Below are 23,356 nucleotides of genomic sequence, written 5' to 3' on the forward strand. Positions count from 1 at the left end.
TCCCGAAGCATCGCTAGGCGTCTGCCTCCGACCCGGGGAGAAAGCGTTGCATCTGAACCGCGCATGCGGACTTGAAGTCTTCGATGATGAGCCCGGCCTCGTGCTCGTCGGCCAGCAACGCGAGGCGAACAGCGGCTTCGGCCATGTGGAACATCAGGAACACCATGCGGTCGAATTCGTCTCGGCGGTCCTGGGGTACGAAGCGTGACGTGGCATCCGAAAACAACCTGGCATGGTTGCGGGATTCCTGGAGATCCAGGAGAGCCAGTTCCTTGTCGGCCTGCGTGGCATTCAAAAGGTCCTGCAGCGCGGGCGTGCGGCGGATGTTTTCGTAGTAGCGATCGATGATGCAGTCGATTGCCGGGAAGACATCGTCGACGGTCGCCACCCTGGAAACGCCCTCCCGGATGAACATCCCGACGCCGTCCACGTACCGCATGTAAAGCGTCGCGACGATCGCGCTCTTGTTCGGGAAGTACTGGTAGATCGACGCAATCGGACCGCCCGCGAGAGATGCGATCTCCTTCATCGTGACCGCATCGATACCCTTGCTGCCGATCAGGTCCATGGAGACCTTGAGGATTTCATCTATCCTTTCGCGGCTGCGCTCCTGCTTCGGTATCCGCCGTAGCAGACCTTGCGTTACGCAATCCATCGTATCCGACATTCGCAGCACTTCTCCTATACTCACACTCAATCCGGATGCCGGCATCTGCAGGCACCCGAAGGGGACCCAGGATACCTGCCTCTACGGGAGCGAAAGTGATCTAGATCATCAACCCAGCGGGTTTTATCATTGTATTAGGATGTAAGAGGTCACTTCAGCGCGAATCAGACCTAGGTCCAAGCTTGCTCAGACCTTTTTCGGCGGCTTCGACTATTTCGTCGAGCGTCCCATCGATAGTCACAGTCACGACTCCCTCCTCGCCCTCCGGCGTCTCCAGCGTCGCCAGCTGACTGTGGAGCAGCGAGAGCGGCATGAAATGGCCCGTCCGTTCCCCCATACGGATTTCCAGAAGCTCCGGCGTCCCTTTCAGGAAGACGAACTTCAGGTTTCCTCCCGCAGCTGCGCGAAGCCGGTCACGATAGACACGCTTGAGCGCGGAGCAGGAGAGGACGAGGCTCCTGCCTTCGGCAACGGCACGGGCAAGCTCCTGCCCCACGAGGTCGAGCCATGGCCACCGGTCCTCATCGGTAAGGGGAATACCCTTCGCCATCTTCTCGACATTGGAGGGAGGATGGAGCCTGTCTCCTTCCGCAAAGTCGCAGTTTAGCGCCTCAGCCAACCGTTCGCCCACCGAGGACTTACCGGCTCCGCTGACGCCCATGACGATGATTGCTGAAGCTGTTTGGCGGGTCATTGTGCTAATCATTCCTCAATAGATCCGGCGATCAGCTATCCGACCTTCCCCGTCAAGCTCAAGCCGCAGGAAGCCAATCTGCACAGCTTCGCATCAATTCCTGCTCAGATCGCGGCGCAGAACATACGGCATCAGCCCGGACAGGAGCAGTAGGCGCAGGATGTGATGCGCGCCCACGTAGGTCGGCTGGGCATTCAGCATGACCGCCATCGCAGCCATCGTTTCCAGTCCGCCGGGAGCGAAGGCAATAAGCGCGGCATCGACCGGGACATCCGCGATATGTGACACCAGAGCCGCGATCATGGCAGCCAGCACCACCACGACGACGGTCACCACACCTCCCGCGACAAACGCCGTGCGTAACGCCCGGACGGAGACCCCGGAGAAACGGGATCCGATCATCCCTCCGAGTAGCACATAGGTCGGGATCAACACCCAGGCCGGCAGGTTGCCTTCCACCATCCCGCTGAGATGAGCGCTACCCGACGCGATCATTCCTCCCATGAGAAGTGCGGCGGGCACGCGCAGCCGCATCAGCACCCAGCCCAGACCGAGAGCCGCTGCAAACGAGATGGCCAAAGGCCAGATGGCCATGGTCGCGGCGGGAGGCGGCGCGGTTCCAACCAGGTCGAGAATCTCCACGATCAGCGGAACCGTCAACGTCAGGGCGAGGACCCGGACACTCTGGATGACGCCTACAGCCAGAAGGTCGCTACGGGTGTCCGCCGCCAGGCTGAGCACGAAGCTGAGGTGACCGGGCGATGCCGCAAGCAAGGCCGTTGTTCGATCGTAGCCGAAGAACCGCTGCAGGATCCAGGTCGCCGAATAGAGGAGGATGACGATGGCCACCGGGACGACAAGGAAGCTCAAAGGCCACGTCCGGGCTGCGACAAAGACCTCAGGCGTCAGGCCCGCTCCCATCGAAAGGCCCACGGCAACGAAGCAGGCATTTCGCACCGATGTGGGGATGGAAAGTCGCAGGCCGGCAAGTCCAGCGATGCTGACGGCGGAGGCTGGCCCAATCAGGAACGGCGCAGGCAACCCAAGGAGGTAGGCGGCTATAGCCCCGGCCGATGCCAGGGCTGCAGTGAGAAGGAAGGTGCGAAGATCGGCAAGGGACATTCAAACGCCTTTTCGAGGCGCAATCTCCACCCCTGAGCGTTTCCCCTTGTATTGTACGCCGGAGAGAGGTCAACCCGGCAAAGAATTGCCGGGCAAAGACAATCGGACAACTCAGGCAGCGGGCACGGCTGCAAGCCGAGGTGCACGAGCCTCGTCGATACCGAGCAGAAAATTGATCTGCGGACGAGCCTTCACCAGATCGTCAATCGTGTAGTCCGACAGGACATCGAAGAACGCGTTCAGCGCCTTGCGCAGCGCAGAATTGAGGCCACAGCTGTTCACAAGGGGACATTCCGCGACGGAATCCTCGAAACACTCCGCCATCGCAAAATTATCCTCGGTGACCTTCACGACGTCGAAAAGCGTAATCTTGTCGGCCGGGCGTCCGAGCCGAACGCCTCCATTGCGACCGCGAACGGTTTCCACCAATCCTGCCCTGGTCAGCGGCTGGAGGATCTTGAAGAGGAAGAGTTCCGACACGCCGTAAGCCTTGGCAATCTCGGGGATGCGGCTCAGGTGACCTTCATTGGCCGCGCAGTACATCAACATGCGCACCGCGTAGTTCGTCTGCTTCGTCAACCGCATCGTATTGCTCCCCGAGTCTTCGTCAGAACTTACATATAAGGGCTCGGCTAGTTTTGAACAATTCCAAAATAAGAAATTTATGATCAAGTTTTCCCGCGATCCTGCCCGGGGGCTCTTGACCCTCACAAAAATTCATGACTTCTGCCATCAAGATTCATACCCCGATGGAGGATACTCATGGTGAAAATGTTGTCTCTTGTCGCCCCGGCGATGATGGCGAGCGTGGCGCTTCTACCGATCGACCATGCCCTGGCAGACGGTGAAGTGAACGTCTACTCCTACCGGCAGCCGGACCTGATCAAACCGCTGCTGGACGAGTTCACCAAGAGAACTGGTGTCGAGACCAACGTCCTCTTCCTGGACAAGGGCCTTGTCGAGCGCATCCAGGCGGAAGGTGCGAATTCGCCCGCAGACGTCATCCTTACCGTCGACATCTCCCGCGTCATGGAAGCCAAGGAAGGCGGCGTGACCCAGCCGGTCACCGACAATGAGACGATCAACAAGGACATTCCGGCCCACTTCCGGGATCCTGCCGGCGAATGGTTCGGGCTCACGACCCGCGGGCGTGTCGTCTACGCCTCAAAGGAGCGCGTCGAGCAGGACGAAATCACCTATGAGGAGTTGGCCGATCCGGAATGGAAGGGCAGGATCTGCATTCGCGATGCGCAGCACTCCTATAACATCGGACTGATTGCCTCGATGATCGCTGCCCACGGTGAAGAGCATACCGAGGAGTGGCTGACCGGACTGAAGAACAATCTCGCCCGCAAGCCGAACGGCGGCGATCGCGACCAGGCGAAGGCAATCTTTGCCGGCGAGTGCGACATTGCGCTTGGAAATACCTACTACGTCGGCCTGATGCAGACCAACGAGAAGGAACCGGAGCAGAAGGACTGGGCGGCCGCCATCAAGGTCCTGTTCCCGAACACCGCAGACCGCGGCACGCATGTGAACATTTCGGCGATGGCACTCGCAAAGAACGCTCCGAACCGGGACAACGCCATCAAGCTGATGGAATTCCTCGCATCGGGCGACGCACAGGAGATCTACGCCGAGCAGGTCTTCGAATATCCCGTCATGCCGGGCGCGGAGCCATCCGACATCGTCAAGGCATTCGGCGAGATCAAGCCGGACACGCTCCCGCTGGCTGACATTGCCGCGAACCGGAAGAAGGCCTCGGAACTCGTGGACAAGGTCGGCGTGAATGAAGGGCCGAACGGCTGACACAGCTAAGGCGGGGGCGGTCATACCGCCCCCGTTGACGTTCAGAACTGCGGTAGATCAAAGCACGGCTGCTGCCGTCCAGGCGAATGCTCCGACGAGCGCCAGAACAATTATCGCGACCACGGCAACCCTGCTCCAATAGGCGCGTCTCGCACGCCTCTCATCCCATTCGTAAACCATCGTCCCGCTCCCTAGCGCAAGCGAAGTAGGGCGGCCGGACTGAACGTCAACATATGCTAAAAAAGAAGGCTCTGCATTTGCGGAGCCTTCTTTTGCGGTGACGGCTTACTTCATCGTCGGGATGGAGAATTCGGCCCCGTCCTTGATACCCGACGGCCAGCGGGATGTGACCGTCTTGGTGCGCGTCCAGAACCTGATCGAATCCGTCCCGTGCTGATTGAGGTCGCCGAAGGACGAGGCCTTCCAGCCGCCGAAGGTGTGGTAGGCGAGCGGCACCGGGATCGGCACGTTAACCCCGACCATGCCGATATTGATACGGCTGGCGAAGTCGCGGGCGGCATCACCGTCGCGGGTGTAGATGGCGACACCGTTTCCGTATTCGTGCTTCATCGGCAGCTCTAGAGCTTCTTCATAATTTCTCGCGCGCACGACGGAAAGCACCGGACCGAAGATTTCGGTCTTGTAGATGTCCATGTCGGGCGTCACATGATCGAAGAGGCAGCCGCCGACGAAATAGCCGTTCTCATAGCCCTGCAGCTTGAAGTCACGACCGTCGACGACAAGCTTCGCGCCCTCCTCTACGCCACGATCGATCAGCCCGCGAACGCGCGTGTGCGCTTCCTTGGTAACGAGCGGCCCCATGTCGGCCTTGTCATCCGTGTAAGGACCGATGCGAAGGCTCTCGACCATCGGGGTCAGCTTGTCGATCAGGCGGTTCGCAGTCTCTTCCCCAACCGGAACAGCCACGGAGATCGCCATGCAGCGTTCGCCGGCGGAACCGTAGCCCGCGCCGATCAATGCATTGGCGGCCTGATCAAGATCGGCATCCGGCATGATGATCATGTGGTTCTTCGCGCCGCCGAAGCACTGGGCACGCTTTCCATTGGTCGTGGCCGTGCCATAGACATAGCGGGCGATCGGCGTGGAGCCCACGAAAGAGACGGCGCCGATGTACGGATGTGCAAGGATGGCGTCCACGGCTGCCTTGTCGCCGTTCACGACGTTCAGAACGCCTTCCGGCAGGCCGGCCTCGATCATCAGTTCCGCGAGGCGCATCGGAACCGATGGGTCGCGTTCCGACGGCTTCAGGATGAAAGCGTTGCCGCATGCGATGGCCGGCGCGAACATCCACATCGGAATCATGCCGGGGAAATTGAACGGGGTGATGCCGGCGCCGATGCCGACCGGCTGGCGGATCGAGTACATGTCGATGCCGGGGCCGGCGCCTTCGGTGAATTCGCTCTTGGAAAGATGCGGGATACCGATGACGAACTCGCAGACCTCCAGGCCACGGACGAGGTCGCCCTTGGAGTCCTCTATGGTCTTGCCATGTTCGCGGGAAAGAATTTCCGCAAGTTCATCCATGTTCTCGTTCAGCAGTTCCACGAACTTCATGAAAATCCGTGCCCGGCGCTGGGGATTGGTCGCGGCCCAGGCGGGCTGGGCAGCCTTCGCCGCTTCGACGGCAGCACTGAGCTCCGCGTCACTCGCCAGGGAAACCGTCCCCTGGACCTCTCCGGTCGCGGGATTGAAGATGTTTGCGGTGCGCCCGCTCTGGCCGGCAACGCGCTTGCCGCCGATGAAATGACCGATCTCGTACATGGAAGACTCCTCCGATAGCTCGACGGCCCGCAGAGTGGCAAACAAATTTGCACAACGCAACGGGATAGTTTACGCATCTGTTGTGCATTTTTGTCGATAGGTGACCCGTGGACTGGGATGATGTGCGGCTTTTCCTTGCCGTCGCGCGAAGTGGCCAGCTTCTCGCCGCTTCGCGACGGCTGGGGATCAATCACGCAACCTTGGGGCGTCGGATGACGGCGCTTGAGCACGCCCTGGGGACAAGGCTTCTGGTTCGGCGAACGAACGGATGCGAACTCACAGCGGAGGGAGAGGTCTACCTTGCCGCCGCCGAGCGGATGGAAGCCGAGATGCTGGCGGCGCAGGCTGCGACCGGCCAGATCGATACGAGCGTGGCCGGCACGGTCCGGCTTGGCGCGCCGGACGGATTTGGTGTGTCGTTCCTCGCAGCGCGCCTGGGAAGGCTCATGCAGCAGCACCCTCAGTTAAAGGTGCAACTCGTGCCCGTTCCTCGTTCCTTCTCGCTGTCACAGCGGGAAGCGGACGTGGCCATAACGATCGAGCGGCCGGAACAAGGGCGGCTCATCTCCTCCAAGCTTACGGATTATACCTTGGGCCTCTATGCATCGCGCGCCCATGTGAAAGCGCGTGGAATGCCGGGCGGGCTCGAGGACCTGCGGCATCATCCTCGCATCGGCTATGTTGAGGACCTGATCTTCTCGCCTTCGCTCAACTTCACCGGGGAGGTGATGCGCGACTGGGATGCGACGCTGGAAGTCTCCAGCGCCATCGGCCAGACCGAGGCCGTACGCTCAGGAGCCGGCATCGGGATCCTGCACGACTACATCGCTCGCCAGTACCCGGAACTCGTCCGCATTCTCCCTGACGTGGTGATCCGCCGGGCCTACTGGACGACCTATCATGAGAGCAGTCGCGACCTGATGCGGATCAAGACGCTGGTCCGCTACCTGAACGACATCGTTCACGAAGAGCGTCATATCTTCCTATGACGCGAGATCGTCAGCGCACAGACAATTTCCTCAGAACGACCCATTTCAGCGGCCGCAGCCGCTGGTAGACAGGCGTTCCGCGAATCTTCTCCATCAAACTCAGACGCGCCAGGTAGAGGCGTCCGCGGAGCGTCAGTGCCTCGCGCCGTTCGACGAGGGGGATTGTCGTCCTGCAGCTTTCCAGCTTCCAGGGTTCGTTGCCGATCCCGAGGTCCATCCACTCGAAGCCGTTCCGATGAAGCCATTCGAGGGCCTTGTAGAAGAGAATGCTGCCGGGGGAATGCTTCGTCCACTCGTCGCCCTCGAAGGAGAGCATGATGGCGTAGTACCGCTTGCCGCTGACCAGACCCCAGATGGTAGCCACCACCGTCTCGCCGGCGGTGAGGTAGAAGAGCCTGAGCATGCCATCTCGATGAAAGCGGGCCGTACCGCGGTCGAAGAAGTCGAACTTATCGCGATCGACGTCAAAGCCCGGAACCTTGGTCTCCTCGAAACGGCGCTGCTTCTGCCGAAGCATCACCGCGGTCACCCGCCTCACCTCGTCTTCCGTCTCAGCAAGGTGGAATCCGAGGGGGCCCAAGCGTTCCAGGCCCCTGATCTTGCGCATCAGCGTCGTGCGCCGAGGTATTTCCCCGTCGATCTCGGCCCAGGGGCGCCTCAGGTCCGTTGCATGACACGAGAGTTCATTGACTCCGCTCCCCAGGAAGACAAGCGGGTTCAGCAAGCCCTCTACGTCCCCCGGCATCTTCGTCAGCTCGACGACATCGACGGGCGGAAGCTCTGCGAGCACCTGCTGCCAGAGTTGCTCCGCGGTCTCGCGGCTCCACGTCATCTCCGATGGAAAAAGCACCGGAGCGTTATAGTCTGCGGCATCCTGGTCCACGAACTGCAGCAGTCTTGCGCCGCCTGCCCTGAGGATGCGAAGCGGCATGAAAAGCAAGGGTTGGCGGGCTCGGTCCCTTACCTCCACGAAATGGAAGCTTTGCGTGCGGGACCGCCCGAAGCTTTCCAGCCACACCTGAAGAAAGGTGCGTGATTGGAAGGCGTGCTGCAGTGTCTGGGCCTGGTGGGATGGGGCGCCGACGGGCCAGTCGGACGAGAGGTCATCCAGCCGGTTCCGAACCTCAATCAGAAAGGGTTTTTCCACGCTGTCGCCCCGCCGGCTCTCGTCGTTCGAGATGCCGCAGGGATGACATCTTCCCGTCAAGATTACGTTTACGGACGAGGTTCATTTCGCTGTTTTTGCTGGCTCTGACGTCAATCCGACGCCTGCCTTCAGAGAAGAGCGGCAGGCGGCAGACCGAGAGCAGACGCGATGCGCTGCACGAGCGCCGGATCCGTTACACCGCCATCTTCGACCGCCTTCAGTTCGTCCACGGTCAGGCCGGTGGTCACGGCCAGCTGCTCAAGCGTATAGCTTCGCTCCTGACGCGCTTCGCTGAGAATGGCTGAAATACGATCAGCGGAGATACCAGTCTTCACTGCAGGGGCGAAATTGCTCATGGAAATAGACATAGGAGGAACCCTTCTACGATTGTCTTGCGCCGGAGGCGATATGTGCAAGGAGTACGGCAGCATAAATAGCGTGCGCCGCAATAAAGAGTAGGTTCTTGGCCGAGTGGATGCAAGTCAGCCGACCCAGACCGACTGCTCAAGTCGTGGCTTCCCCTATGCGTGCCGCAGAAAGACAGAACAGTGACTAGTTCGCAGCCACTCGCGGCTCACCTGCAGCGCATCGGGATCAAGAGAAATGGTACGGTTGGCTGGAGTTGAACCAGCGACCTCAGGTGCCACAAACCTGCGCTCTAACCAACTGAGCTACAACCGCACATGCAAGCCGCCGCGGCGGCTTTTCGGGTCAAATACGAGCATCGGGCTGTTTTTGCAAGCCCCCATACGAAAAGAAGGACCGGGGCTTCTTCGCCGCCGGTCCTTCCTCTTCTCGATGCTGAAAATCAGGCGGCCTTGAAAGTCGACATGGCCTTTTCGGCAGCCTCCTTGCCGGGTTGGCTGACCGCTTCTGCGAGCTTGCGTGTGGCATCCTGGATGCTGCGAGCCTGATCGACGGTCAGTTCGGCCTGCTTGCGGACGAAGCTCGTCTGCAGCTCCACGAATTCAGCGACGGACTTCACGCCAAGAAGCGCTTCCATGTGGGAAAGCGAAAGATCGGCATTGGTGCGAAGAGCCTCGATGGCCTTGAGGCCAACTTCCACGGAGCCGGCCTGAGCGGACTGCATGGTGGTCTCGACCGTCTTCGTCGCCTCTTCGGTCGCAGCCTTTACCTTTGCATAGGCTTCGCGAGACTGGGCTGCGCCCTTCTCGGCAAATTCACGGAAGCTGTCCGTCAGCTTGGCCGGGTCAAAGGCGCTGAAGGAGAAGATATCATCGTTGCGGTATGCCATCCTCGTATTCCTTATACTTGGTATCTTCGGAAGGTGACCGAAGCTTCATGAGCCGTATATAATAGATCTCATTGTGCATTGCAACATAATTGTGCGCCGCACCATTTTCTCGTTAACCTTTCGGGGCGTTAGGGCGCAGTCATTGTGGACCCAAATCGGCGTTCCGGCTATTAACACTATGTTAAGAACCCTCTTTACGCTCGTGACGTCGGGGCCCTTCCATGCCTGCCACACAGTACCCGTTCATCGACATCGCGGTTCACGAACGTGTTCGTAACCGGTATGCGGCCGGCGATGCGATCGTGCTGTTCTCAGCCGACATGTCCACGGTCCTGTGGTCCAACGGTCGCGGCGCTGGCCTGTTCGGTTACGGGTCCGTCTATGACTTTCTCGACCAGGGCCCAGATCAGAACGATCTTCTCTTTCGGCAGGTCAGAAGCGTCGCGTCGCGGGTTGAACGCTCCTCTATTCTCGAAACCCTCACCATCCGCGTCGCTGCCGGCTTCCGAGCGGTGCCCGTCATGGCGCGCTGCATGCCGATCGACCTTTCCGGCGAGGCAGGGGTGCTTTTCACCGCTCCTGTCGGAGGAACTGGCGGCGCGGCTGCTGCAACGGCGTCGGGGCTAATCGATGGGCTCGATGATCCCCACATCCACGTGGCGGTGCTCGGCGCCGACGGAGTGGTGGCCGAGGCATCGAAAGCATTTCCGACACTTGGGCTGACACCGCATACCGCGCAGATGCTCGTAACCATCGCGAACAATGAGACGAACCGCCTGGTCAAACGCCCGGTCCCGACCTCCAAGGGTTATCTTCCTGCGGCAATGGGCAAGCTCTCCGACGATCCGGCGCTCTATCTGCTGCTCGTCGTGGAGACGGCCGCTGCCGGCATGGATCTGGCACCTGAAGCGATCGGCAATGACCCGGCTGCGGCCATGGAAGTCAGGTCCCGAGACGCAGATAGCTCCGACGCCGCCATCGATGCGGTCGCGCATATCGAGGAAACCTCCGACGCGGAGGAGCTGGTGACGCTCGATGTCGATCTGGCAGGCGGTGAAGAGGACGACGACTCGGACGAGGGCGGCAGGACCCTCCCCCCTCAAAGCGGCGAGGCGCAGGCGACAACGGTGACGCTCCCAGGTGAAGGCGTGGTCGATGAGGCGCCGGCCGAGCCGCCGACCCCACCGCGCGAAGAGCCTCCTTCGGAAACTCGCTTCGTTTTCCGTCGCGATACCCGCGCCACCCGCTTCGTCTGGAAGATCGATGCGGAGGGGCGTTTCCAGGAGATTTCCGACGAGTTTGCGCGAACCGTCGGTCCCCGCTCTGCGGACATTGCCGGTTCGACCTTTGCAGACGTTTCAGCGCGCTTCAAACTCGATCCGGAGAACAAACTGCAGGATCTTCTGCGCCGCCGCGATACTTGGTCCGGCAAGACGATCTGGTGGCCCGTCGAGGGAACTTCATTGAAGGTTCCGATCGATCTCGCGGCGTTGCCGACCTACACCCGCGACCGCGTCTTCGACGGGTTCCGCGGGTTCGGCATCATCCGTGTCGGCGATGTAACCGAGGACCCCGATGCGCTCGGCATCAGTCTCGCCTCTGACGCGAACGAAACGCGCGCGGAAGCGTCACCACTCCAAGAGACCGAAGAGGTCTCCTCCTCCGTTTCGGACGACGTTGCATCCGGCGAAGCCGCGACAAGGGAAGACTTGACGACACCTGAGGAAGCCGTTCCAGAGATCGAGCCGGCCTTCGATGCCGAACTCGATAGTGAACTGCCCGAACCGTCGATGACAGAGGCGGCAAACCGCGGCGCAGAAATCGATCTCCAACTGCCGGAGAATGAAAAGCCTGCACTTCGCGTGGTGGAGGCTCCCGCGCCCGCCAGCACCGACAAGGTCGTGCAGCTACCGGATCGCCGGATCCGGCGAGAGGGCCTGTCACCTGTCGAACAGGCCGCGTTCCGCGAGATCGCCCGTCAGCTTGACGGCTTCATAGGCCGCCGCCCCCCGGGGGATGAGGACCCCAGCAGTCAGGAGGGAGCAGGCGTAAATGCCGATGAGGTTCAAGCCTTGCCCGACACGCTGGAAGATAAGCGGGCGGTGTCACCGCCTTCTTCAGAGGCGGAGGGAGACGACGACCTGTCATCGGCAGACTTGACTGAGCCAAACGATGCGCGAGAGGCGCCACCTGCTGAGGAGCAGCGCCCGGCAGTGGAAGAGAGCGAGCTCGACCACCACCAGTCCGATACCGCAGACGGCGAAAGAGTTTCCTACATGCCTGCTGCCCGCGAACGTATGGGATTGTCGGGAGAGATCCTGGACCAGATGCCGGTTGCGCTCCTGGTGCATGCCGGTGACCGGCTCATCCATGCCAATCCGGAATTCCTGCGCCTGACGGGCTATCCGTCGCTTGAGGCGCTGGCACACGTTGGCGGGCTCGATGCGCTGCTGCAGCGGCAGGATCTCGACAACGCGGCCAACCAGGCCAGCGGGCTGGTGCTTGTTCGAGCCGACGACGTGATCGTTCCGGTGACCGCGCGTCTTCAGTCCGTCCGATTCGAGGATGCCACTGCGCTCATGCTCGCCATGATCCCGATCGCTGCAGAGCCGGTGGCGGAGAAGGAACATCGGGCCGAAATCATTCCGCTCGCAAGGCCAATTCCCGAGCAGGCGGCGCGCCTTCAGGTGGAGGTGGAAGAACTGAGGGCGATCCTCGAGACTGCGACAGATGGCGTCGTCGTCATCGACATCGACGGAACCATCCGCTCGATGAACCGGTCCGCCAGCGCACTTTTCAACTACGATAACGACGAGACTGAGGGCAAACCCTTCGTGATGCTCTTCGCCCATGAAAGCCAGAAGGCAATCGTCGACTATCTCGCAGGTCTTTCCGGACATGGCGTCGCCAGCGTCCTCAATGATGGCCGGGAGGTTATCGGACGCGAGGCCTCCGGAGGGTTCATCCCGCTTTTCATGACCATCGGGAGGCTGACCTCTTCCAACGGCTTCTGCGCGGTGATCCGTGACGTGACCCAGTGGAAGAGGACGGAAGAGGAACTGCGAACGGCAAAGCGCGTGGCTGAGGCCGCGAACGCTCACAAGAGCGAGTTTCTGGCCCATGTAAGCCATGAAATCCGGACGCCCCTGAACGCCATTATCGGCTTTGCGGACCTGATGGCAACGGAGCACTTCGGCCCGGTCGGCCACCCACGCTATGTGGAATATGCGAGCGACATCGTGCGCTCGGGCCGACATGTGCTGGACATCGTCAACGACCTCCTCGACATATCGAAGATCGAGGCCGGAGAAATGGAACTCGACTTTATCCCAGTCGAGCTCAACGAAACGGTGTCGGAGGCAGTCTCGCTGTTGCAGCCACAGGCGAACGGCCAGCGGGTCATCATCCGGACAGCCCTCTCCCACTCCGTGCCGCAGGTCGTTGCCGACCTTCGCTCGGTGAAGCAAATCGTCCTCAACATCCTCTCCAATGCAATCCGCTTCACGCCCTCCGGAGGGCAGATCGTGGTGTCCACGGCCTATGAAGGAAACGGAAGCGTCGTCCTGCGCATCCGGGACACCGGCATCGGCATGAGCCGGGAGGAGCTGGAGGTCGCCATGAAGCCGTTCCGGCAGGTCGCGGGTAGCACGAGAAAGCGCGGAGACGGCACCGGTCTGGGGCTTCCCCTGACCAAGGCCATGGTCGATGCCAATCGCGCGAGCTTCTCAATCAGCTCTGCGCCGCGCGAAGGGACACTGGTCGAAATAACCTTCCCGCCGCAGCGGGTGCTTGCGAATTGAGGTCTGCCGGCTTAGCAGTTCCTCAACTTCTAGAGGATCAAGCTTGCAGGTTCCCCCGTATCCGGCCAGTAGCTCACCCCGGCGTCCCCGCCGCGCCACGTCTGCCCTGGCGATCGTCACGGCTGCCGTCGTCGCCATGCCGGTCATTGCCGTCGTGTGGATCGCGTTCCAGGGGGGCGACGATACGTGGCGGCATGTTGCGTCCACCGTCATCCCCCGCGCAAGCCTGCGCACCCTGCAACTTCTGGGCCTGACGGGGCTTGTATGTGCCCTTGTCGGTACTCTTACGGCATGGCTGGTTACGAGCTACGAATTCCCCATGCGCAGCATGCTGTCGGTCATGCTCGTCTTGCCGCTTGCGATCCCGTCCTATCTTGCCGCCTATGCCTTCGGCGAGTTCACGGATTTCACAGGCCCTCTGCAGACGGCCTACCGCGCAGCCTTCGGCTTTCAAAGCTCTCGCGAGTACTGGTTCCCGGACATTCGGTCGATGGGTGGCGCGGTTCTCGTCCTGAGTTCGGTGCTCTATCCGTACGTCTACCTCGCCTGTCGCTCGATGTTCCTCATGCAGGGGCGAGCCGCCGCCGATGTTGCACGGACGCTCGGCGCCAGTCCGGCCAGAGTGTTCTGGCGCATTCAGATCCCGATGGCGCGCCCCGCGATCATGATCGGCCTGACGCTGGTAACGATGGAGACTTTGAACGATATCGGCGCCGTGCAATTCCTCGGCATCAATACCCTGACCTTCTCCGTCTATGATACATGGCTGAACCGGGGCAGCCTGAGCGGGGCGGCACAGATCGCTGCCGTGATGCTGGGGATCGTCGCGCTTCTGATCTGGCTCGAGCAGGCGGCGCGTCGCAGCCAGCGCTTCTCCACGAACCGGACCACCGGCGCGGTACATGACGTTGTGCGAACCCGACTTATCGGCGTGGCAGCTGCGGGTGCAACGGCGTTCTGCCTTCTTCCGGTCGTGACCGGCTTTGCAATTCCGGTCGTTGTCCTCGGCGGGTTCGCCTCCCGACGGCTCGGCGACTATCTCGATCCTCGGCTGCTCGACGCGCTCTGGAACAGCCTGGTCGTTTCCTCGCTGACCGCGATGATCGCCGTCCTGTTCGGCCTTGTCCTTGCCTACTCTATCCGCAACGACCGGTCATCCGGCGCCACGATGGCGGGGCGCATCGCCTCCCTCGGCTATGGCGTCCCCGGCACAGTCCTTGCCATTGGCGTGCTTATTCCCATGGCCGGTTTTGACAATGCAGTCGACGGCTTCCTTCGTTCGAATGTCGGCATATCGACCGGCCTTCTTCTCTCGGGTAGCGGCGCGGCGATCGTCTATGCCTGCACCGCCCGGTTCATGACCATGGCGGAGGGAACATTGGAAGCCGGGTTCCACAAACTCTCTCCTCACCTGGACATGGCCGCCCGAACGCTTGGGCGCAACCAACGCCAGACGCTGGCGACCATTCTCCTTCCCAATCTTGGCCCAGCGTTGATGACGGCGGCGCTCATGGTCTTCATCGAAACCCTGAAGGAGCTTTCGGCCACGATGCTGTTGCGGCCGTTCAACTTCAACACGCTCGCCACGCTGGTCTACGAGGATGCTTCCCGTGCCCGGATCGAAGATGCTTCGGTTGCCGCGATGATCATCATCCTTGCCGGCTTGCTTCCGGTCCTGATCGTTTCACGTTCCCTGGACAGGCAGCGCTGATCAAAAAAGAAGGCGGCCAAAGCCGCCTTTCGAGGTAATGCTGTGTCACGTGCGTTCGGACATCCTGATGACCCAAGCGCCTGTTGCTTCGGACGGGTTTGGCGATGTCGCCCGCTACTGCTGCAATCTTTGCCGGGGCGACTTAACGATGCGTTAAAGTGGCACACGATCTCTGGCAACCGTCAGCCCCGCCCCAAACTGAAGCGGATGTGTCTCGATTAGAGGGTCCTCCGCGTCATCCTGCCGATCAAGTCCGGAGCTCGGGGAGGTCAGCGAAAAGGTCCAGCGCCTCCGGATTGGCCAAGGCTTCTTTGTTCTTAACCGGCCGGCCATGGACCACATCCCTTACCGCCAGTTCGACGATCTTGCCGGACTTGGTCCTTGGTATGTCCGCAACGGCAATGACCTTGGCCGGGACATGCCGCGGGGAAGCGCCGGTGCGTATCTTGCTCCTGATGGCCTTGACAAGTCGATCATCGAGCACGGCCCCCGGCGCCAGGCGTACGAAGAGGACGACGCGCACGTCCCCGTCCCAATCCTGGCCGATGCAGATGGCCTCGGCGATCTCCGGAAGCTGTTCGACCTGATTATAGATCTCGGCGGTACCGATGCGCACCCCGCCTGGATTGAGGGTCGCATCCGAGCGCCCATGGATGATGATGCCGCCATGCTCGGTCCACTCGGCGAAGTCGCCATGGCACCAGACATTCTCGAACCGGTCGAAGTAGGCGGCTCGATACTTCTCGCCTTCCGGGTCATTCCAGAACCTGATCGGCATGGAGGGAAATGGCTTCGTGCAGACGAGTTCGCCCTTTTCTCCGCGCACGGGCTGCCCGTTATCGTTCCAGATATCGACCGCCAGCCCAAGCCCCGGTCCCTGGATCTCACCCCGCCAGACCGGCTTAAGCGGGTTGCCGAGCACGAAGCAGGAGACGATGTCCGTCCCCCCGGAGATGGACGCAAGGTGGATGTCCGACTTGATGCCTTCATAGACGAAGGAGAAGCCCTCGGGAGAGAGCGGTGATCCCGTCGAGGTCATCAGCCGCAAATGGGACAAGTCGTGGGTCTCTCGCGGAACGAGTCCGCTCTTGCGTACCGCGTCGATGTATTTGGCCGAAGTCCCGAATACAGCGAACCGCTCATCCTGGGCATAATCAAACAGCACTTTTTCATCCGGTGCGAAGGGCGAACCATCGAACAGGCAGAGCGTCGCTCCGACCGCGAGCCCCGACACCAGCCAGTTCCACATCATCCACCCGCAGGTGGTGAAGTAGAACAGCCTCTCGCCCGGCTCGATGCTGCAGTGAAGGCGGTGCTCCTTCAGGTGTTGGAGCAGGACCCCGCCGGCGGAATGAACGATACACTTCGGCACGCCTGTCGTTCCAGACGAGAAGAGGATGTAGAGTGGGTGCGCGAAGGGAAGGAGCAGATATTCGACCTCGCGCGCCTCGAACGGGGCAATGAAGTCCGCAAACGTCCGACCGTCGGCAAGCGAAGCGGCGAGCGCCGGCGCATCACCGGCATAGGGGACGACCAGCACCGGAACGGCAAGCGCAGCGGCAACCGTCCGGACCTTGTCCGCGACGTCCTGCAGCTTTCCATTGTACCAATAGCCATCACAGGCGATGAAGAGCTTGGGGGCAATCTGGCCGAACCGGTCCAGCACACCCTGCTCACCAAAATCCGGCGAACAGGAGGACCAGACGGCGCCGATCGACGCCGCCGCGAGCATTAGCGCCACGGTCTCAGGCATGTTGGGCATCATCGCAGCGACGCGATCACCTTCCCGGATGCCGGCCGCCCGCATCGCCTGCTGGAGGCGGGAAACGTTGTCGCGGAGGCGATCCCATGACCATGTATCGCGAGCCTTGTCCTCCCCTCTGAAGATGATGGCTTCGCCAGCACCGCGCTGGGACAGGAGGTTTTCCGCGAAATTCAACCTGGCGTCCGGAAAGAAGCGGGCTCCGAGCATATCGCCACCGTTCACCAGCAAACGAGCGCCAGGCTCCCCCTTGACGCCGCAGAACTGCCAGATGGCCATCCAGAATGCCTCCGGTTCCCTCACAGACCACGCATGGAAGTCATCCACGGAGGTCGTGGGGCTTCCATGTCGTCCGGCGCACCAGGACATGAACGATCGAAGTGGCAAATCCTGTCGAAGGTCCGACGGTGTCCATAGCGGCTGATCAGAATTCATAGGGTCTCCTCCATCCCAAGAACACCTTCCCTATAGCAATGCTGCAGCGCAAGATAAACGGCCAATGATCTGATCCGGAGCCCAGTTTGCGCCAGAAGCCCATTTCCTGTATCCGCAGGCCTGACCCAGCAACTTGATCAAGACTACCGCGAGAGCCCGCGAGGCTTAGGAGGCCTATGGCAGAGGGAGTTGGCGTATCCTCGAAGCGACTGTTTCGCCGCTCGTGGCGTCCGTTCGGCGCGGGTATCCTGCTTCTTGTGGGGCTAGTGCTGGCTGTTCAGGCGCTGGCGCCTGTTCTGATCTCCAGCTCGATCGTACGGGATGGAATAGAGCGTGCGCTGTCCGATTGGACTGGCCATGATGTTCGCATAGAAGGACCTCCAAAACTCAGCTTCTGGCCCGAGCCCGAAATCGAGGTCAGCCGTATCGTCGTCACGAAACAAACGCCCTCAGGCATTCGCGTTCTGGCGCGCGTCTCGCGGATGACGGCTGACTTCCGCCTCCTCAAGGCGATGGGGGGAAGCCTGGAGTTTCGCGACTTCACGTTCTTCGACCCGGAGATATTCCTCTTGCGTGACGAGGAGGGCCGCCTGGATTGGGCGCAGGAGGGTCGGCTCACTGGCGCAATACGCAGTGCTGTCGAGGTGGACGGACGCGTGGTTCTCGATCGGTCACTGGACCTTGCCCTGGGCGATGTCACGATCAACAACGGTCGGGTCGAGGTGAAAGACGCTGCGACTGGGCGCGTCTGGTCGGGGCGTGGAATTACGGGTGATCTCGATTGGCCCCGACTGTCCGAGCCAGCCTCGCTGCATGTGACGGCGGTGGTCAATGGGCAGGCATTGCAGCTTTCCGGCTCCTCAGGTCAGCCTCTACTCCTTCTTGCGGGTCGGTCTGCGTCCCTTGAACTCTCCCTCAACTCGGACCTGCTGGCAGCCGAGTTTGCCGGAACCGCAGACCTCGCGAAAGGAGGCTTCCTGTCCGGACCAGTCAAGCTCTCAACACCAAACGCGCAAGCTGCTCTCGCATGGGCAGGAGTGCCGATTTCAGACCTTGCATCAGATGGACGATTGTCGATCGAGGCCCGGCTGCTGACAACTGAGAGAGCACTGCGCTTTGATGAACTGCATCTCACGACAGAGTGGATGGAAGCGACGGGAATAATTGACCTGCTGCTCCCGCAGGATCGCCCCCTGCGCGTGACGGGGACGCTAGCCGCGAACCGCTTCGACCTCGCCGACCTGCAGGCAGCGACGAGACCAAAGCCTGACGGCGACGGGAAAGGCAGTTTCTTGGACCGGATGGAGCTCGACTTGCGTCTTTCGGGACAGGACGTTTCGCTCGCCAACCTTTCGCTCACCCAGGCGGCGGTAAGCATCCTTCGTGAGAACGGTCAGTCCCGCTTTGATCTTGTGGATGGAACGCTCGGAGGGGGCGACATGACTGGTCAGGTCATCACCTCCGTAGGGGCGGGAAAGCTCACCACCGATGTCACGGTCTCTGTCCGGAACGCCGACCTCGGGGAGATCTTCGAGACGCTAAGGCTGCGTGGCCCGGTTCCTCAAGCCCAGGGCTCCTTCGAAGTGACATTGGCAACGACGGAGGACGGCTGGAGGGGCTGGCGCAAGGGCCGGGGCTCCTTTCGCATGACGACCGGCCCGGGCACCTTGGCCGGTCTGGAACCGGAAACGATCCTGACCCGTGCACGCCAGGGACGGTACCAGCCCCTGACGAACCCGGACGGCCAGGACTTTGACTACCAGAGCCTTGCGCTTTCTGCGACGTTCGCACGTGGTTTGGCGGAGATCGAGACGGCCATCATCGAAGGCAACGGCCTGCGCGTGGAATTTTCAGGCGCGCTTCCACTGACGGACGGCGGTCTGGCGCTCTCGGCGACGATCAGCAGACGAGAACAGCAGGGTGAGGAGAACGTGCTGTTCATCGGCGGCTCTCTTTCGGAGCCGATGGTAATTGCCTTGATGCCACCGGCCATTCCGGCTTCATCCGATTAAGCCCACCTCGGCCACCACCGCCACTGATTGGCGTGAGGCGCCGACCGGAAGGCTGGCGCCTTCGTCCCTTCAAGTTGTTCCCCGCAGAGCAACATGCTCGTCGCGGATGCGCCTGAGCTCTGCACGCTTTGATGCGATGGAGGCGAAAATGACACCGATCGTCACCAGGCCGATGAGAATCGTGCAGATTGCGTTGATCTCCGGCGTCACCCCCAGCCTCACCTGCGAATAGATCTTGATTGGCAAGGTGGTCGCGCCGGGTCCGGTGGTGAAGCTCGCGATGACCAGATCGTCGAGCGAGAGGGTGAAGGCCAGCATCCAGCCCGCGACCACCGCCGGCATGATGAGCGGAAGCGTGACCTTGAAGAAGGCTTTGACCGGCGGACAGCCAAGATCGAGTGCCGCCTCTTCGAGGCTGCGGTCGAAGGTGAGGAGTCGCGACTGGACGACAATCGCCACGTAGCACATGGTGAAGGTCGTATGGGCTATCGTCACCGTCCAGAAGCCACGATCGACGTTGAGCGCCACGAACAGCAGGAGCAGCGACAGTCCGGTGATGACCTCCGGCATGACCAGCGGCGCATAGATCATTCCCGAAAATGCCGTTCGCCCGGGGAATCGTGAAAAGCGAACCAGCGCAAGTGCCGCGAGCGTACCCAGCACGGTCCCAAGCGTGGCACTCAGCACCCCCACCCGCGCCGTGGCCCAGGCGGCATCCATCAGCCCCTGATTGGACCACATGGCCGCATACCACTGGAGCGAAAACCCGCCCCAGACGGTCACCAGCCGGGAGGCGTTGAAAGAGTAGATGACCAGGATGATGATCGGAATGTAGAGGAAGGCGAAGCCCAGGGTGAGGATGATGGGGTCAAAGCGTGAGGACTTCATGGCTCACCTCACCTTCTGCTGCTGGTTCTGGAAGATCATGATCGGCACCACCAGCACCAGCAGGAGGAGCACCGCTACGGCTGATGCGAGCGGCCAGTCACGATTGCCGAAGAACTCCGTCCACAAGGTCTTGCCGATCATCAGTGTCTGGGCCCCGCCGAGCAGGTCGGGGATGACGAACTCACCTGTGATCGGGATGAAGCAGATCATCGAGCCGGCGACGACGCCCGGCAGGGACAGCGGGAACGTGATCCTCCAGAAGGCCTTCCAGGGGGGGCAGCCGAGATCGCTGGCCGCCTCGAGCAGCGTCCCGTCCATCTTCTCCAGGGCGGCATAGAGTGGGAGAACCATGAAGGGGAGGTAGGAATAGACAATGCCGATGAAGACGGCGATGTCGGTGCGATAGATCTGCACCTGCTCGTCAGGACCCAGCAAGCCGAGCGCCTGAAGGAAAACCGTGAGAAGTCCTTCAGGCTTCAGGATGCCAATCCAGGCGTAGACACGGATCAGGAACGAGGTCCAGAACGGCAGGATCACCAGCATGACCAGGGTTGGTCGCAACGAATTCGGTGCGCGGGCCATGGCGAGTGCGATCGGATAGCCGATCAGCAGCAGGAGGACGGTCGAAATCGCCGCAATGCGCAACGAGGAGAGGTAGGACTGCAGGTAAAGTGGGTCCTCCAGGAGGAAGCTGTAGTTTTCGAGGTCCAGTTGGCGCACGAAGTCGCCGAGCATGCCAGGCCCCTCGAAGACCGGCAGGTAAGGAGGCATGGCGATCGCCGTGTCGGACAGCGATATCTTCAGGATGATCAGGAACGGCGCGGCAAAGAAGAGCAGCAGCCACAGATATGGGATGATGACGACCAGCCATCTCGCTGGTCCCGCCTGGGGAGGTGCCGCAGTGTCAGCCATTCTCCACTCCCCTCAATTGGTCAGGATCAGCCCGGCATCCCTGGGCCAGTTCAGCCAGACCATGTCGCCGAAGGTAATCGGGCGATCGACCAGCCTGGAGACGTTTGCCTGCGCGGCGCGGATGATCCGACCGTCCTCCAGCCTGACAAGAAAGACGGAAAAATCGCCGAGATAGCCGATATCCCAGACCTCTCCATGGGCTGCATTGACGCCCGTATCGGAGGGAGGATCGAGAGTGATGCGGACTTTCTCCGGCCGAATGGCGAAGGCCGCCTTGCTTCCCTCGACAGCCGCACATTCCTGCTCCACCGCAACTGCCAAGCCGTCACAGTTCATGGTGACGATCATCGATGAGCCGCCGCCGGTCACTCCGGTGACTGTACCTTCCATGATGTTGATGTCGCCTATGAAATCGGCGACATACCGGCTGTTGGGCGCCTCGTAGATCTCGGCAGGCGTGGCAACCTGAACGATCCTACCCTTGTCCATCACCGCAATGCGATCCGAGACCGTCATCGCCTCCTCCTGGTCATGGGTGACGATCAGGAACGTCAGGCCCAGCGTGTGCTGGATATCCATCAGTTCGAACTGCGTCTCCTCGCGCAGCTTGCGATCGAGGGCGCCCAGCGGTTCGTCCAGCAGAAGCACTTTCGGACGCTTTGCGAGGGAGCGGGCCAGAGCCACGCGCTGCCGCTGGCCACCGGACAATTGTCCGGGCTTGCGCTTCGCAAACTCCTCCAGCCTGACGAGCCTCAGCATTTCCTGGACCCGCTCGTCGATCTCTCCCTTCGGCAGCTTGTCCTGTTCGAGACCGAAGGCAATATTCTTCTCCACCGTCATGTGGGGGAAGAGCGCGTAGCTCTGGAACATCATGTTGGTCGGGCGCCGATAGGGCGGCACACCCGAGATGTCCTTTCCTTGCAGCAGGATTCGACCTTCCGTCGGCTCCTCGAACCCCGCCAGCATCCGCATCAGCGTGGTCTTGCCGCATCCCGAAGGGCCGAGCAAGGAAAAGAACTCACGTTCGTATATGTCGAGGCTCAGTTCACTGACGGCGGTGAAATCGCCGTAGCGCTTCGTGATGTTCTCAAAGCGGATGAATGGTACGGCGTCGGGTTCTGTCCATGGAGAAAACGTCCGTTTCACGGGTCCCAGAGATCTGGCCATGCCTGCTCCATCGAGCGTTGCGGGTATCAGTGACAAGAATGCGAAGGGCGGGTCACTGCCCGCCCCTCTGTATCAGCTGCCGGTCTTGATCTGGGTCCAGATCCGGTTAAGCACGCGTTGCTCACGCGGCCCGTAGGGAGAGATGGTGAAGAGCTTCGACACTGTCTCGGCGGGAGGATAGACGGAGGGGTTTTCCAGGACTTCCTTGTCGAGCAGTTCCTGCGATGCCAGGTTGCCGTTCGCATACTGGACGTAATTCGAGGCCTTGGCGATGACCTCGGGCTTCATCAAGAAGTTGATGAAGGCATGCGCCTCCTCGACATTCTTGGCGTCAGCCGGGATCGCCAGATTGTCGAACCACATGTAGGTGCCTTCCTTCGGGATCACGTACTCCACGTTCACGCCGTTCGCAGCCTCCTCCGCCCTTGCCTTAGCCTGCAGGACGTCGCCCGACCAGCCCATCGAGATGCAGGTATCGCCATTGGCCAGTTCGTCGATGTAAGCCGACGAGTTGAAAGTCTTCACGAACGGGCGGATGTTCATGTAAACCTCGCCACCTGCCTCAAGGTCGGCCGTCTCCTTGCTGTCCGGATCCCTCCCGACGTAGTTCATCGCGATCGCGAAGGTCTCGTCGGAGGCGTCGAGGATGTTGATGCCGCAGGCTTTCAGCTTCTCGGCATTTTCGGGCTTGAAGAGGATGTCCCAGCTGTCGACCGGCACGTCGCCAAGCGCTGCCTTGACCTTGTCGACGTTATAGCCAAGCCCAGTCGTTCCCCACATGTAGTTGACCGCGTACTCGTTGCCGGGGTCGTACTTGGCCAGGCGCTCGGTGATTTCCGGCCACATGTTCGACAGGTTCGGCAGCTTCGACTTGTCGAGCTTCTGGAAAACGCCCGCCTGGATCTGGCGCGCCAGGAAAGGTGCGGTCGGAACAACGACGTCATAGCCGGAGCCACCGGCCAGAAGCTTCGTCTCGACGATTTCGTTGGAATCGAACACGTCATAGACGACCTTGATGCCGGTCTCCTTCGTGAAGTCTTCCAGCACCGACTCGTCGATGTAGTCGGACCAGTTGTAGACATGCACCACCCGTTCCTGGGCCATGGCGGCGGTAGCGGTCACGGCGAGGCTGGCAACGGTTGCAGCAAGATGCAGCAGCTTGGTCTTCATAATCTCTCCAGTTCGACTTGTCGGCCATCGATGC

Annotated in this window: 19 protein-coding genes and 1 tRNA gene; 5 read left to right on the top strand and 15 right to left on the bottom strand. The window is 61.1% G+C overall.

What is annotated here, in order from left to right; genetic code table 11:
* Nucleotides 1-13 precede the first annotated feature (13 nt).
* The 4 genes from ACEPP2_RS01495 to rirA form a co-directional block, all read right to left on the bottom strand.
* Complete coding sequence (locus tag ACEPP2_RS01495) at nt 14-667, bottom strand: TetR family transcriptional regulator (RefSeq protein WP_395515583.1); 654 nt, start codon at nt 665-667, stop codon at nt 14-16.
* Between the two features lie 154 nt (nt 668-821).
* A complete protein-coding gene (locus ACEPP2_RS01500) occupies nt 822-1,361 on the bottom strand; it encodes a gluconokinase (RefSeq protein ID WP_281978654.1) in 540 nt (179 codons plus the stop codon).
* A gap of 93 nt (nt 1,362-1,454) precedes the next feature.
* Nucleotides 1,455-2,483 carry an AbrB family transcriptional regulator gene (locus ACEPP2_RS01505; RefSeq protein WP_395515584.1) on the bottom strand — a complete coding sequence of 343 codons (1,029 nt, stop codon included), beginning with the start codon at nt 2,481-2,483 and terminating at the stop codon, nt 1,455-1,457.
* Nucleotides 2,484-2,594: 111 nt separating this feature from the next.
* Nucleotides 2,595-3,068: an iron-responsive transcriptional regulator RirA gene (gene rirA, locus ACEPP2_RS01510; RefSeq protein WP_142588316.1), complete on the bottom strand. Its 474-nt coding sequence runs from the start codon at nt 3,066-3,068 to the stop codon at nt 2,595-2,597.
* A gap of 210 nt (nt 3,069-3,278) precedes the next feature.
* Here rirA and ACEPP2_RS01515 point away from each other — a divergent pair, with 210 nt between their 5' ends.
* The gene (locus tag ACEPP2_RS01515; protein WP_395515795.1) at nt 3,279-4,292 is read left to right on the top strand and encodes a Fe(3+) ABC transporter substrate-binding protein; all 1,014 of its coding nucleotides are present in this window, start codon (nt 3,279-3,281) and stop codon (nt 4,290-4,292) included.
* Nucleotides 4,293-4,349: 57 nt separating this feature from the next.
* On the opposite strand, the gene ACEPP2_RS01520 is transcribed toward ACEPP2_RS01515, so the two are convergent.
* Nucleotides 4,350-4,472, bottom strand: a complete 123-nt coding sequence (locus ACEPP2_RS01520) for a hypothetical protein (protein ID WP_268877031.1) — start codon at nt 4,470-4,472, stop codon at nt 4,350-4,352.
* Between the two features lie 105 nt (nt 4,473-4,577).
* Nucleotides 4,578-6,074, bottom strand: a complete 1,497-nt coding sequence (locus ACEPP2_RS01525; protein ID WP_395515585.1) for a CoA-acylating methylmalonate-semialdehyde dehydrogenase — start codon at nt 6,072-6,074, stop codon at nt 4,578-4,580.
* Between the two features lie 107 nt (nt 6,075-6,181).
* On the opposite strand from ACEPP2_RS01525, the gene ACEPP2_RS01530 reads away from it, so the two are divergent.
* A complete protein-coding gene (locus ACEPP2_RS01530; RefSeq protein ID WP_395515586.1) occupies nt 6,182-7,063 on the top strand; it encodes a LysR family transcriptional regulator in 882 nt (293 codons plus the stop codon).
* 10 nt (nt 7,064-7,073) lie between these two features.
* Here the strand turns inward: ACEPP2_RS01530 and ACEPP2_RS01535 are convergent, their stop codons facing one another.
* From ACEPP2_RS01535 to ACEPP2_RS01550, 4 genes are all read right to left on the bottom strand, one after another.
* Nucleotides 7,074-8,210 (bottom strand): GNAT family N-acetyltransferase, encoded by a 1,137-nt coding sequence (locus tag ACEPP2_RS01535; protein WP_395515587.1) that lies wholly within the window; start codon nt 8,208-8,210, stop codon nt 7,074-7,076.
* 128 nt (nt 8,211-8,338) lie between these two features.
* On the bottom strand, nt 8,339-8,578 hold the full coding sequence (locus tag ACEPP2_RS01540; RefSeq protein ID WP_395515588.1) for a helix-turn-helix domain-containing protein: 240 nt from the start codon (nt 8,576-8,578) through the stop codon (nt 8,339-8,341).
* A 236-nt stretch (nt 8,579-8,814) separates the two neighbouring features.
* Nucleotides 8,815-8,891, bottom strand: a tRNA-His gene (locus ACEPP2_RS01545).
* Nucleotides 8,892-9,018: 127 nt separating this feature from the next.
* Nucleotides 9,019-9,465, bottom strand: coding sequence for a phasin (locus tag ACEPP2_RS01550; protein WP_077549116.1), 447 nt, complete (start codon nt 9,463-9,465; stop codon nt 9,019-9,021).
* Between the two features lie 221 nt (nt 9,466-9,686).
* Here ACEPP2_RS01550 and ACEPP2_RS01555 point away from each other — a divergent pair, with 221 nt between their 5' ends.
* Together ACEPP2_RS01555 and ACEPP2_RS01560 are read left to right on the top strand one after the other, a co-directional pair.
* Nucleotides 9,687-13,265: an ATP-binding protein gene (locus ACEPP2_RS01555; protein ID WP_395515589.1), complete on the top strand. Its 3,579-nt coding sequence runs from the start codon at nt 9,687-9,689 to the stop codon at nt 13,263-13,265.
* 136 nt (nt 13,266-13,401) lie between these two features.
* Nucleotides 13,402-14,976 (top strand): ABC transporter permease, encoded by a 1,575-nt coding sequence (locus ACEPP2_RS01560; protein ID WP_395515796.1) that lies wholly within the window; start codon nt 13,402-13,404, stop codon nt 14,974-14,976.
* A 247-nt stretch (nt 14,977-15,223) separates the two neighbouring features.
* Here ACEPP2_RS01560 and ACEPP2_RS01565 read toward each other — a convergent pair whose 3' ends face one another.
* Nucleotides 15,224-17,173 carry an acetoacetate--CoA ligase gene (locus ACEPP2_RS01565; RefSeq protein WP_395515590.1) on the bottom strand — a complete coding sequence of 650 codons (1,950 nt, stop codon included), beginning with the start codon at nt 17,171-17,173 and terminating at the stop codon, nt 15,224-15,226.
* Nucleotides 17,174-17,349: 176 nt separating this feature from the next.
* Between ACEPP2_RS01565 and ACEPP2_RS01570 the strand changes: the two genes are divergently transcribed.
* Nucleotides 17,350-19,185: an AsmA family protein gene (locus ACEPP2_RS01570; RefSeq protein WP_395515591.1), complete on the top strand. Its 1,836-nt coding sequence runs from the start codon at nt 17,350-17,352 to the stop codon at nt 19,183-19,185.
* Nucleotides 19,186-19,254: 69 nt separating this feature from the next.
* Here ACEPP2_RS01570 and ACEPP2_RS01575 read toward each other — a convergent pair whose 3' ends face one another.
* The 4 genes from ACEPP2_RS01575 to ACEPP2_RS01590 all read right to left on the bottom strand — a co-directional run bounded on the left by ACEPP2_RS01575 (nt 19,255) and on the right by ACEPP2_RS01590 (nt 23,322).
* A complete protein-coding gene (locus ACEPP2_RS01575; protein ID WP_395515592.1) occupies nt 19,255-20,073 on the bottom strand; it encodes an ABC transporter permease in 819 nt (272 codons plus the stop codon).
* Nucleotides 20,074-20,076: 3 nt separating this feature from the next.
* On the bottom strand, nt 20,077-20,985 hold the full coding sequence (locus tag ACEPP2_RS01580) for an ABC transporter permease subunit (RefSeq protein WP_052637010.1): 909 nt from the start codon (nt 20,983-20,985) through the stop codon (nt 20,077-20,079).
* A gap of 12 nt (nt 20,986-20,997) precedes the next feature.
* Nucleotides 20,998-22,152 (bottom strand): ABC transporter ATP-binding protein, encoded by a 1,155-nt coding sequence (locus ACEPP2_RS01585; RefSeq protein WP_152341008.1) that lies wholly within the window; start codon nt 22,150-22,152, stop codon nt 20,998-21,000.
* A 72-nt stretch (nt 22,153-22,224) separates the two neighbouring features.
* Complete coding sequence (locus ACEPP2_RS01590; RefSeq protein ID WP_395515593.1) at nt 22,225-23,322, bottom strand: polyamine ABC transporter substrate-binding protein; 1,098 nt, start codon at nt 23,320-23,322, stop codon at nt 22,225-22,227.
* Nucleotides 23,323-23,356 lie beyond the last annotated feature (34 nt).

The sequence above is a fragment of the Pseudorhizobium flavum genome (genome assembly GCF_044142885.1).
Lineage (GTDB): Bacteria > Pseudomonadota > Alphaproteobacteria > Rhizobiales > Rhizobiaceae > Neorhizobium > Neorhizobium flavum.